The organism is Phytobacter diazotrophicus (genome assembly GCF_052061655.1).
GTDB lineage: Bacteria > Pseudomonadota > Gammaproteobacteria > Enterobacterales > Enterobacteriaceae > Phytobacter > Phytobacter diazotrophicus.
The window spans coordinates 3,697,952-3,710,246 of record NZ_CM125428.1; the positions used below are offsets into that span (position 1 = coordinate 3,697,952).

9 protein-coding genes and 1 pseudogene are annotated in these 12,295 nt (G+C 50.6%); 2 read left to right on the forward strand and 8 right to left on the reverse strand.

What is annotated here, in order from left to right:
* Positions 1 to 5: 5 nt before the first annotated feature.
* From ACS0RQ_RS18105 to ACS0RQ_RS18140, 8 genes and pseudogenes are all read right to left on the reverse strand, one after another.
* Positions 6 to 2,270, reverse strand: coding sequence for a ComEC family protein (locus ACS0RQ_RS18105; RefSeq protein ID WP_271850940.1), 2,265 nt, complete (start codon positions 2,268 to 2,270; stop codon positions 6 to 8).
* 210 nt (positions 2,271 to 2,480) lie between these two features.
* Entirely contained in the window at positions 2,481 to 2,768 is a 288-nt protein-coding gene (ihfB, locus tag ACS0RQ_RS18110) for an integration host factor subunit beta (protein ID WP_039078549.1), read from the reverse strand.
* A gap of 217 nt (positions 2,769 to 2,985) precedes the next feature.
* On the reverse strand, positions 2,986 to 4,659 hold the full coding sequence (gene rpsA / locus ACS0RQ_RS18115; protein WP_039078548.1) for a 30S ribosomal protein S1: 1,674 nt from the start codon (positions 4,657 to 4,659) through the stop codon (positions 2,986 to 2,988).
* Between the two features lie 111 nt (positions 4,660 to 4,770).
* Positions 4,771 to 5,454, reverse strand: coding sequence for a (d)CMP kinase (gene cmk, locus ACS0RQ_RS18120; protein WP_039078547.1), 684 nt, complete (start codon positions 5,452 to 5,454; stop codon positions 4,771 to 4,773).
* Between the two features lie 172 nt (positions 5,455 to 5,626).
* A pseudogene (locus ACS0RQ_RS18125) lies at positions 5,627 to 5,776 on the reverse strand (metalloprotease); the annotation flags it as partial.
* A gap of 15 nt (positions 5,777 to 5,791) precedes the next feature.
* Positions 5,792 to 7,075, reverse strand: coding sequence for a 3-phosphoshikimate 1-carboxyvinyltransferase (gene aroA / locus ACS0RQ_RS18130; RefSeq protein WP_271850941.1), 1,284 nt, complete (start codon positions 7,073 to 7,075; stop codon positions 5,792 to 5,794).
* 71 nt (positions 7,076 to 7,146) lie between these two features.
* Positions 7,147 to 8,235 carry a 3-phosphoserine/phosphohydroxythreonine transaminase gene (gene serC / locus ACS0RQ_RS18135; RefSeq protein ID WP_271850942.1) on the reverse strand — a complete coding sequence of 363 codons (1,089 nt, stop codon included), beginning with the start codon at positions 8,233 to 8,235 and terminating at the stop codon, positions 7,147 to 7,149.
* A gap of 162 nt (positions 8,236 to 8,397) precedes the next feature.
* Positions 8,398 to 9,090: a DUF421 domain-containing protein gene (locus tag ACS0RQ_RS18140; protein ID WP_271850947.1), complete on the reverse strand. Its 693-nt coding sequence runs from the start codon at positions 9,088 to 9,090 to the stop codon at positions 8,398 to 8,400.
* A gap of 137 nt (positions 9,091 to 9,227) precedes the next feature.
* Here ACS0RQ_RS18140 and ycaO point away from each other — a divergent pair, with 137 nt between their 5' ends.
* Together ycaO and focA are read left to right on the forward strand one after the other, a co-directional pair.
* Complete coding sequence (ycaO, locus tag ACS0RQ_RS18145; protein ID WP_271850943.1) at positions 9,228 to 10,988, forward strand: 30S ribosomal protein S12 methylthiotransferase accessory factor YcaO; 1,761 nt, start codon at positions 9,228 to 9,230, stop codon at positions 10,986 to 10,988.
* A 407-nt stretch (positions 10,989 to 11,395) separates the two neighbouring features.
* Positions 11,396 to 12,253 (forward strand): formate transporter FocA, encoded by an 858-nt coding sequence (gene focA, locus ACS0RQ_RS18150; protein ID WP_271850944.1) that lies wholly within the window; start codon positions 11,396 to 11,398, stop codon positions 12,251 to 12,253.
* Positions 12,254 to 12,295 lie beyond the last annotated feature (42 nt).

A 12,295-nucleotide genomic window follows, 5' to 3' on the forward strand; every position in this document is an offset into this window, starting at 1 on the left:
ATATTCTACCCGTTATCTCCAGGTACGCCAAACCACTGATGATACCAACGTGGGAAAATTTGCTCGCGTAAGCTTAAGATTTTCCAACCTTGCCGCGAGAATAAGACTGTTATTTGTCCATGATGCGGCGTATCAAACCACTGGTAAGCCTGTTGCCGATAGCGCTTTTGCACTTTTGCCGACGGCAAACGCCAGTTGTTGTAACGCGATGCCGATACCAGCGCCACCTTTCCATTCACTCTCTGAATAAAAGGGAGCGTGGAAGAGGTGTTGCTGCCATGATGAGGCACCTGGATAAGTGTAGCCTGGAGATGCTGCCAGTAATGGCTCATCATCGCCATTTCCCCTGCGCTTTCAATATCTCCCGTAAGCAGTATGCTTTGTTGCCCGTCATCGACTTTGACCACGCACGAGCGATTGTTTCCCTTCATTTGCACGCCTTTGAGTGGCCAGTGTGCCGTGAAGGTAAGCCCCTGCCATTGCCAGCGTTCACCGCGAAAACAGGGCTGATGGCCGGCCCAGCCCAACGGGCTTTTAACCCACAGTGACGGCCAGTCGGCGAGAAGAGTATTAAGCCCACCCCGATGATCGAGATGCTCATGGCTGAGAATAATGCCTTCCGGTTGCAGATGATGCCAACGCAACCACGGGGTAATCAGTTGCTGTGCGCTATCCCCACCCGGCCAGGCAAGCCCGGTGTCGTACAAAATTGCTTTACCGTTGCGTTCAATAACCATCGCCAGACCCTGGCCTACATCAAGCGCATGTACCGCCCAGTCACCGTCGCGATGGGTCTGCCAAAAAGGGAACAGCAGGAGAAGGATTGCCGTACAACTGGCAGCGGGAAAGGTGCGCCAGCAGCGCAATTTTCCCATGATAAGAAAAAACCAGGGAAGCCAGGCTAGCCCAAGCCAGCGTGCATCGACATCAATCCAGCCGTGCGGCAAGCGCTGCAGGAACCAGAATAAAATCGCAAGAGAACCATCAGCCAGATACCAGACACATGATTCAATACCTTGCGGGCCAATAAGATGCAGCAGCATACCGAAGAGGACGAGTGGGACCGTGACAAAGGTAACCAGCGGTACTGCGATTAAATTCGCCACCATTGAACTCAGGCTAAGGCCGTGAAAAGACAAAACCTGCAGCGGCATCAGCAATAATGTCATTCCCGCCTGGATATACAGCAGATCGATGAGGATCCGGCGCCACCAGCACAGGTTCTGAATCCGTAACGGGAGCCAATGATACCAAAAAATCAGTGCCGCGACGGCGAAAGCAGACAGCCATAAACTTTGCGACAACACAGCAATAGGATCGATAAACAGTATACCGGCAATGCAGCACACCCAGACCTGCCATGGTGTCCACAAACGTCCAGAGAGACGTAAAGCAGCCCATATGCCAATAGAGAGACTGGTTCGAAAAGCGGGTGGCTGCATCCCCGTTAAACTGGCATAGCAGACAGCACAGACCACACCTATCAGTAGCGGTAAATGCCAGTTGATTCGTCTTGCGGGGAAAAAGCGCTGCACGCCTCTGGTCAGTAGCACACCCATCATCGCTGTCAGTGCGATATGCAGCCCCGATATGGCCATCAGGTGGGCTGTGCCCGTCTGACGCATGATATCTTTTACGTCACTATCCAGCGCCGCACGTTCACCAAGCCCCAGCGCCAGGATGACCTGCCGCCAGGGGTACGCTTCCAGATGCGTACTCAGTGAATCCAGATATCGCCCACGCCAGCTACACTGGGCATTCACAATATTTGCCTTCACAAATCGACCGGTAAGCGGTAAATGCGACGACAGCGCATGGCGCTGAGTATCGAATCCCCCATCATTGAGTTGCCCGTGTACAGGCCTTGCTCTTATGGTCATATCCCACTGCTGACCAACGCACACCGGTTGCGGCAAATATTCGCCGTAGAGCGTAATACCTGCCGCGGGAATGACGCGCTTACCCTCCAGGTGGGTGATGTCAGCATAGTGCGTTGTTGCATGATCGGTGGCGGTAATCACTACCCTCACCTGCCGATTCGCACCCGGCAAATGTTGTGTAGGCCAGAGAACCTGCAATGCCGCCAGTAATCCCCAGGCGAAAAACAGAACCGTAAAACCTGCATAGCGAATGTAGCGCTGATGCCTGCTGGCGAGCAGTAATCCTGTAACGGCTATCACCCAGACATGTTCAATTTCAGGCAGTGTCGGGAGAAATAATAGTGGCAATATGCCTAAGTTCAGACAAAGTGCTAATGCAGGTAATGACATGCCCACCTCCTTGTTACGGGAAGTGTGACCAGCGTTACGTATGCCGTCTGGCATGATTTTCTTGTTTTGCGGCGAGGGTGGGCAGATTTAAACGCGCTTGCATCTAAAAAAACGCATTTTGCGAGCAGCTTTCAGGATGCAGGGACCAGAAATGAAAAAAGCACCTGTCGGTGCTTTTCACGATGATTAGGTTTCAATACAGATTAAAACTTAACCTTCATAAATATTGGCGCGGTCACGTAATTCTTTACCCGGCTTAAAGTGCGGAACGTATTTTCCTTCCAGATCCACTTTATCGCCCGTTTTCGGATTACGTCCGGTGCGGGGTGCACGATAGTGCAGAGAAAAACTGCCGAAACCGCGGATCTCAATACGCTCACCCTGGGCAAGAGTAGAGGCCATATGCTCCAGCATCTCTTTCACCGCGTCTTCCACCGCTTTCGCGGGAATGTGCGATTGCTGGCTGGCAAGTCTTTCAATCAATTCTGACTTGGTCATGATTCCTCCGGTTTCCTTCAGGGCAAATTAGCTTAACAGCTTGAACAAGGGCGGCCGTAGCCGCCCTTTGTGCTTGATTACAGGACGAAATCTGTAATCTGTCAAGTATACTCATCATACTTCGCGTGTCAGGCACCGTTGCTTCGCAATATCGCCCCGGCAATTTACCGAAGCGATGTACTAACAGCCGTCTGGCAGTCCAAAGTATGGCGAAATATTACTCGCCTTTAGCTGCTTTGAAGGCTTCTGCCATAGCGTTGGAGAAATTGCCGTCTTCCTGTTTGTTGTTAACAGTTGCGATAGCATCTTTCTCGTCAGCTTCGTCTTTAGCACGAACAGACAGGCTAACTACACGGTTTTTACGATCAACGCCGGTGAATTTAGCTTCAACGTCGTCGCCTACGTTCAGAACCAGAGTTGCGTCTTCAACGCGGTCACGGGATGCTTCAGAAGCACGCAGGTAACCTTCAACACCGTCAGCCAGTTCTACGGTTGCGCCTTTCGCGTCAACTGCAGTTACTTTACCGGTTACGATCGCGCCTTTCTTGTTCAGAGCAACGTAGTTGTTGAACGGATCTTCTGCGAGCTGTTTAACGCCCAGAGAGATACGCTCACGCTCTGCGTCAACCTGCAGAACAACAGCTGCGATTTCGTCGCCTTTTTTGTATTCACGAACTGCTTCTTCGCCTGCAACGTTCCAGGAGATGTCAGACAGGTGAACCAGACCATCGATGCCGCCGTCCAGGCCGATGAAGATACCGAAGTCAGTGATAGACTTGATTTTACCTTCAACACGGTCACCCTTGTTGTGGGTTTCCGCGAACTGCTGCCACGGGTTAGCTTTGCACTGTTTCAGGCCCAGGGAGATACGACGACGTTCTTCGTCGATATCCAGAACCATAACTTCCACTACGTCACCAACGTTAACAACTTTGGATGGGTGGATGTTTTTGTTGGTCCAGTCCATTTCGGAAACGTGTACCAGGCCTTCAACGCCTTCTTCGATTTCAACGAAGCAGCCGTAGTCAGTCAGGTTGGTTACGCGACCGGTCAGTTTAGTACCTTCCGGGTAACGTTTAGCGATAGCAACCCACGGATCTTCGCCCAGCTGTTTCAGGCCCAGAGATACACGGGTACGCTCGCGGTCGAACTTCAGCACTTTAACAGTGATTTCGTCGCCCACGTTGACGATTTCGCTCGGATGCTTAACGCGTTTCCAGGCCATGTCAGTGATGTGCAGCAGGCCGTCAACGCCACCCAGATCAACGAATGCACCGTAGTCAGTGAGGTTCTTAACGATACCTTTAACTTCCATGCCTTCCTGCAGGTTTTCCAGCAGTTGATCACGTTCAGCGCTGTTCTCGGATTCGATAACGGCACGACGAGAAACAACAACGTTGTTACGCTTCTGGTCCAGCTTGATTACTTTGAACTCAAGCTCTTTGCCTTCCAGGTGCAGCGTATCGCGAACCGGACGAACATCTACCAGAGAACCTGGCAGGAACGCGCGAATACCGTTCAGCTCAACAGTGAAGCCGCCTTTGACTTTGCCGTTGATAACACCGGTAACAGTTTCAGCTTCTTCGTACGCTTTTTCCAGCGTGATCCAAGCTTCGTGACGTTTAGCTTTCTCACGGGACAGCAGGGTTTCACCGAAGCCGTCTTCTACTGCATCCAGAGCAACGTCAACTTCGTCGCCAACCTGGATTTCCAGTTCGCCCTGGGCGTTTTTGAACTGCTCAGCCGGAATGGCAGACTCAGATTTCAGACCGGCGTCAACCAGTACTACGTCTTTGTCGATAGCAACAACAACACCACGAACGATGGAACCCGGGCGGGTTTCGATTTCTTTTAAGGATTCTTCAAACAGTTGAGCAAAAGATTCAGTCATGTTTAATCTTCAGGTTAATATTAACGTCCACCTGGCTCCGTGCCGGATGGGGTTGTTTCACATACCCGCCGTCAATCCTTTGCAGCGGGGGTACTACTAATTCTGTCGCGATTACGCGAGTGCCAGTTTTTGGCGCGCATATTGTAGCGCTTTTTCAATCACTTGCTCAATAGTTAAACTGGTGGAATCCAGCACTAAAGCATCTTCTGCAGGAACAAGTGGGGCGACGGCGCGGTTACGATCGCGGTCATCGCGCTCTTTTATCTCAGATAAAAGGCGATCAAAATTAACACTAAACCCCTTTTCCTGCAACTGTAGCATGCGGCGGTGCGCACGCTCTTCGGAGGAGGCGTCAAGGAAAATTTTCACTGGCGCATCGGGGAATACGACGGTTCCCATATCGCGCCCGTCGGCGATAAGGCCCGGCGCTTCACGAAAAGCGCGCTGACGGCGTAACAGAGCCTCACGCACGCGTGGAAAAGCCGCAACCTGCGATGCTGCATTAGCGACTTCCTGCGTACGAATCTCACCGCTCACGTCCTCACCTTCAAGAATCACTTCAAGGTTGCCGTCAGTTGAGACAAAACGTACGTCGAGATGCGCTGCCAGCGGAACCAGTACGTCTTCTGAGGTGACATCAACATGGTGGTGCAACGCCGCCAGCGCCAGCACACGATAGATTGCGCCTGAATCCAGTAGATGCCATTGCAACGCTTCCGCCATTGCCTTGCACAGAGTGCCTTTCCCCGCACCGCTAGGCCCATCAATGGTGATTACCGGGGCAATTGCCGCCATCTTTTTCTCCTTCATAAAGGCATACCGTTAACGTAAACGCCGCGCATTATACGCTGCAACGTCAATGACCGTTACTACCAGGTATAAATAACGGGATTAATCGTGCTGAGTGAAGAAGGTTTGCGCAATTATAGAGGGGCTGGAGGATTACCAGCCCGAAAGTGACAATTATTTACTTTTTATCTGCGGCGATACGATCACGAATGTGCTGCGCGCGCTCCGCTGATGGCGGATGAGAATCGAACAGTGACTTCGCGTGGCCGGAGTCCATTTTCGCCAGTTTTTCAAAATTGGTCACCAGCCCTTGTGTTTTAATGCCGCGTCAGCAGGAACAGAATCAGGCAAGCGTACTGATACGCGCCAGTTGCTCGAAATAGTCAGGGAACGTTTTGGCGGTACATTTCGGATCGAGGATCGTGACAGGTGTATCCGACAACGCTACCAGCGAGAAACACATTGCCATACGGTGGTCATTATAGGTGCCAATTTCCGCATACTGAATGTGTGCCGGTGGGGTTACGCGAATATAATCTTCACCTTCCTCCACCTCGGCGCCGACTTTACGCAGTTCTGTCGCCATGGCAAAAAGACGGTCGGTTTCTTTAACGCGCCAGTTATAGATGTTACGCATCGTGGTAGTACCGCGGGCAAATAACGCCGTCGTCGCAATGGTCATCGCCGCATCAGGAATATGGTTCATATCCATATCAATGGCATTCAGCTCACCGTGCGTACAAGAAATAAAATCATCACCCCAGACAACCTGCGCACCCATTTTTTCCAGTACGTCGGCAAAACGAATATCGCCCTGCACGCTGTTGCGCCCAATACCGGTGACTTTGACCGTACCGCCTTTAATCGCGCCAGCCGCCAGGAAATAGGAGGCAGAGGAAGCATCACCTTCGACCAGATAATGCCCCGGAGAGATGTACTGCTGCTTACCACGCACGACAAACCGCTGATATTGCTGATTTTCAACCTCGACACCGAAAGTGTTCATCAGATGCAACGTAATGTCGATATAGGGTTTGGAAACCAGGTCTCCTTTAATGGAGATAACGGTATCCTGAGCTGCAAGCGGAGCGGTCATCAGCAATGCAGTCAAAAACTGGCTCGATACGCTACCGTCAACTTCGACGACGCCACCGCTGAACCCGCCGCGCAGACGCAGAGGCGGGTAATTTTCCTGTTCCAGATAATTAATCTGCGCGCCGCCCTGCCGTAGCGCATCCACCAGATGGCCAATCGGACGTTCTTTCATACGCGGTTCGCCGGTCAGGACAATGTCATTGCTGCCAAGGCACAGCGCTGCTGCTAATGGCCGCATTGCTGTACCTGCATTACCCAGAAATAATTCCAGCGGTTTTTCTGCCGTTAACGGTCCACCGACGCCGGTTACTTCACAGCGGGTACGATCCGCAGACAGCGTGAAGGAAACTCCCAACGCACTGAGCGCATTGAGCATATGGCGCACATCGTCGCTGTCCAGAAGATTGGTCAGAACGGTGGTGCCCTGTGCGAAGGCGGCCAGCAACAAGGCGCGGTTGGAAACACTTTTTGAACCAGGCAGATTAATGGTGCCATCTACCCGCGCGATGGGTTGTAACGTCAGGGATTCCATGAAACTCAACTCTCAACAAACAGAATAAAAACCCCCGCAGCCAGGCTACGGGGGTACGGGGCAAGCCAAATTTAGCCGTGGCGACGTTCGAAGTCAGCCATAAAGTCGGTCAGCGCTTTTACGCCTTCCAGCGGCATCGCGTTATAGATAGAGGCACGCATACCCCCAACCACACGATGGCCTTTCAGTGCATGCAGCCCTGCCGCCAGTGACTCTTCCAGAAAAATTTTGTCGAGCGCGTTGTCAGCCAACTGGAACGGAACGTTCATGCGAGAACGGTTCGCTTTGGCAACATCGTTACGGTAGAAATCGCTTTTATCAATCACACCGTAGAGCAGGTCAGCTTTTTGCTGATTAATACGGTCCATGGCTGCAACGCCACCGTTGTTTTTCAGCCATTTGAAGACGAGGCCAGCCAGATACCAGGCAAACGTCGGCGGCGTGTTAAACATGGAGTCGTTTTCCGCCAGGATGGTGTAATCCAGAATTGAAGGGCAAGATTGATGCGCTTTACCCAGCAAATCCTCACGAACGATCACCAGCGTTAAGCCTGCCGGGCCGATATTTTTCTGCGCACCGGCATAAATCACACCGTAGCGGGAAACATCCAGCGGAGTGGACAGGATAGTGGAAGAGAGATCCGCCGTTACAACCACATCGGCCGCAAAGTTCGGCGTTTCATTGATGGCAATACCGTCAATGGTTTCGTTCGGGCAGAAGTGCAAATAGGCGCTGTTATCGCTCAGTTGCCACTCGCTCATTGGCTTCACACCACGCAGCCCCTCAACAGAGATTTTTGCGTCGATAACATTTGGGGAGCAGTATTTTTTTGCTTCTTTGATTGCACTCGCCGCCCAGTAACCTGCGTCAACATAATCTGCAGTGGTTTTATCACCGAGGATGTTCAACGGAATACCGGCAAACTGACCACGGCCGCCGCCATGGCAGAACAAAACTTTGTAGTTCGAGGGAATATTCAGCAGATCGCGAAAATCCTTTTCTGCTTCCTCAGCCACCTGAATAAATTCTTTACCACGGTGGCTGATTTCCATCACTGATGTACCAAGACCATGCCAGTCACAAAGTTCCTGTTGAGCCTGTTTAAGTACATCTGCCGGTAACATTGCCGGACCTGAACTGAAATTAAAGACCTGAGCCATTTCCCCTCACCACGCTAAAAGCAATAAGTTATAACAGTGGATATCGGTTTTATCATTCAGTGACACGCGCCGCAATGTCTAAAACTTATGACCCCAAATATGCAGTCGCTGTCACACAAAACATTCTTCCGCTGAATCGTCATAAAACCGACATAATGGCTATCAAGTTACCCGAATTCCCCGACTGGCCTTCGACCATTCTGGATTTGCACAACGCGGACATAATTGATGACAACCCGCCGGCATGGCAATGATTTTACTGCATTGAACGCAGGCGTAGACTCCCGCTTCCGGTATGGTAGTGAAACGTTCAGAAAATGCCTTAGGCAAAATACACAGACCCGGTTTTACATCTTCATCCGTATAGTAAAAGACACTCAATTGACCATTGGTCTCCAGGATAGCCAGCCTCACCTGCCCAAGATGATCAACGCCACGGATGCGTAGTTCCATAAAGAATTCAAATTCCGTCATGTTCTGCTTATCTAATTTCTCCCAGACAAATTCCCCTTCGTGAATAATGATGGCAGGCTTACCTTCCAGCAGATCCTCCAGTTTCTCGCTGTGCGTCATGAACCACATTACTAAACGGTACAATACGGCCAGAGTAACAAATACCACCAGTACCGGAAGCATGGGTACATCGTCATAAAACGCAACGTCGCCTGCCGCTGAGCCTAATGTCAGGATGATTAATACTTCAAAGAGCGACATCTGACGCACGCCGCGCCGCCCCGTGATTTTGAGAAATATAAAGACCAAAACAAAGGTATAGAGGCTGCGAAGCGCAACTTCGCCAAGAAACTCCAGAGGAACCTTATCCAACGCCATGCGGTGGAGATCAAACGCTTTCATTTTTTTATTTCCGAACAACGAGTTAGGTTCATTAATGATAGTCAAAAGTTTTATTTTCGCAGACCGGGCCCCGAAGATAGCGTCAGTCACGTAAAACCCGTATGATTGCCCGCTTTACGTACAAAAAAGTGACTGCTATGACGCAAACCTATATCCCCGGCAAAGACGCCGCACTGGAAGATTCCATCGCTCGCTTCCAGCAAAAACTGCTCGACCTCGGCTTCAATATTGAAGAAGCTTCCTGGCTAAACCCGGTACCGAACGTCTGGTCCGTGCACATTCGCGATAAAGACTGCGCGCTGTGCTTTACTAACGGTAAAGGCGCAACCAAAAAGGCGGCACTGGCATCTGCGCTGGGTGAATATTTTGAGCGTCTGTCCACTAACTATTTCTTTGCCGATTTCTGGCTGGGTGATGAAGTGGCTAATGGTCCATTCGTCCATTATCCAAATGAGAAATGGTTCCCGCTGACCGAAGACGACACACTGCCGGAAGGCATTCTCGATCCGCGTCTGCGCGCATTTTACGATCCGGAAAACGAACTGACGGCAGGCATGCTGATCGATCTGCAGTCCGGCAATGAAGAACGCGGAATTTGCGCCCTGCCCTTTACCCGCCAGTCAGATGAACAAACCGTCTATATTCCGATGAATATCGTCGGTAACCTGTATGTCTCCAATGGCATGTCAGCAGGCAATACCCGTAATGAAGCTCGCGTCCAGGGTTTGTCTGAGGTTTTCGAACGTCATATTAAAAACCGTATCATCAGCGAACGTATCAGCCTGCCTGAAATTCCTGCTGAGGTCCTTGCACGCTATCCTGGCGTTGTGGCATCTATTGAGAAACTGGAAGCCGAAGGTTTCCCGATTTTTGCCTATGATGGCTCGCTGGGCGGTCAATATCCGGTGATCTGCGTTGTTCTGTTTAACCCGGCTAACGGCACCTGCTTTGCCTCATTCGGCGCACACCCGGACTTTGGCGTGGCACTCGAACGTACCGTGACCGAACTGCTGCAGGGCCGTAGCCTGAAAGATCTGGATGTCTTTACCCCGCCGACGTTTGATGATGAAGAAGTCGCAGAGCATACCAACCTCGAAACGCACTTTATCGACTCCAGCGGTTCGATCTCCTGGGATCTGTTCAAACAGGATGCAGACTACCCGTTTGCTGACTGGAGCTTTGCCGGAACAACCGAAGAAGAGTTTGCCACCCTGATGGCCATCTTCAATGCAGAAGATAAAGAAGTGTACATCGCCGACTACGAGCATCTGGGCGTTTACGCCTGCCGCATCCTGGTGCCGGGCATGTCAGATATTTATCCGGCGGAAGATCTCTGGCTGGCAAACAACAGCATGGGCAGCCATCTGCGTGAAACAATCCTCTCTCTGCCAGGTAGCGAGTGGGAGAAAGAAGATTACCTGAATCTTATCGATCAGCTTGATGAAGAAGGTCATGACGATTTCACCCGCGTGCGTGAACTGCTGGGTGTAGCGACCGGTAAAGACAATGGCTGGTTTACGCTGCGTATTGGCGAACTGAAAGCGATGCTCGCGCTGGCGGGTGGCGACCTTGATCAGGCGCTCTCCTGGACGGAGTGGACAATTGAATTCAACGGTTCGGTCTTCAGCGCTGAGCGCATCAATTATTACCGCTGCTTGCAAACGCTGCTGCAACTGTCTCAGGAAGAAGAGCGTCAGCCACTGCAATATCTGAACGCTTTTGTGCGCATGTACGGTGCGGATGCAGTTGAAGCGGCCAGCGCGGCGCTAAGCGGAGAAGCGGCTTTCTATGGTCTGCAGGCAGCGGATGGTTCGCTGACGGCATTTCCGGCGCATCAGGGTTTGTTAGCGGCTTACGAAAAATTACAACGGGCCAAACGTGCCTTTTGGTCGAATTAACGACAAGTAACACGACAATCTGTAGGCTTAATCACAGGTCTACGTTATATTACGGGGCAATTTCATTGCCCCTTTTTATTTATATTTCGGCAATGAGTGCCAATTGTAATAATTAAGTTAACCATGGGTGAATATGATTATATAAACCCAAGGATTATTGTTACTCTTTATGGCAATTACCCCATTTTAATTAACTGTTGTTTGGGAGGCCGCATAAAAAAATTCAACTGTAATTGCAAATTTTAAACTTTATTTTTATTTTGATAATCAACACGTTACTCTGCATTTGCTGAAAAACCATGCACTTTGCAGTCCTATAAGCCAGGCGAGATATGATCCATATCAAATTCTCTTCTATAATGCTTTGTTAGTATCTCGTCGCCGACTTAAATAAAGAGAGAGTTAGTGTGAAAGCTGACAACCCTTTTGATCTAATACTTCCAGCTGCGATGGCCAAAGTTGCCGAAGAAGCAGGTGTCTACAAAGCAACTAAGAAACCGCTGACAACGTTCTTTTTGGCGATTACAGCAGGTGTCTTTATCTCCATCGCGTTTGTTTTTTATATTACTGCCACCACAGGGACAGCATCAATGCCGTACGGCATGGCTAAACTGGTTGGTGGGATATGCTTCTCATTAGGGTTAATTCTTTGCGTCATCTGCGGCGCAGACCTTTTCACATCAACGGTGTTGATCGTGGTGGCGAAAGCCAGTGGGCGTATCACCTGGGGCCAACTGGCTCGTAACTGGGTAAACGTCTATATCGGTAACCTGATTGGCGCATTGTTGTTCGTGCTGCTGATGTGGTTATCCGGGGAGTATATGGTAGCAAATGGTGGCTGGGGCCTGAATGTCCTGCAAACAGCCGACCACAAACTGCACCATACCTTTATTGAAGCTGTCGCACTGGGTATTCTGGCGAACCTGATGGTCTGCCTGGCCGTATGGATGAGCTACTCAGGTCGCAGTCTGACCGATAAAGCGTTGATTATGGTGCTGCCGGTGGCCATGTTTGTTGCCAGCGGTTTTGAGCACAGTATCGCAAACATGTTTATGATTCCGATGGGTATCGTAATCCGTCACTTTGCGAGCCCGGAGTTCTGGACCGCTATCGGCTCCAGCCCGGAAAGTTTTTCTCACCTGACTATTGCAAATTTCATCACCGATAATCTGATTCCGGTAACAATTGGGAATATCATTGGTGGAGGATTGTTAGTTGGGTTGACATACTGGGTCATTTACCTGCGTGGCGATGATCATCATTGATTGATGGTTGTTTCAGGCAGTAAATAAAAAATCCACTTAAGA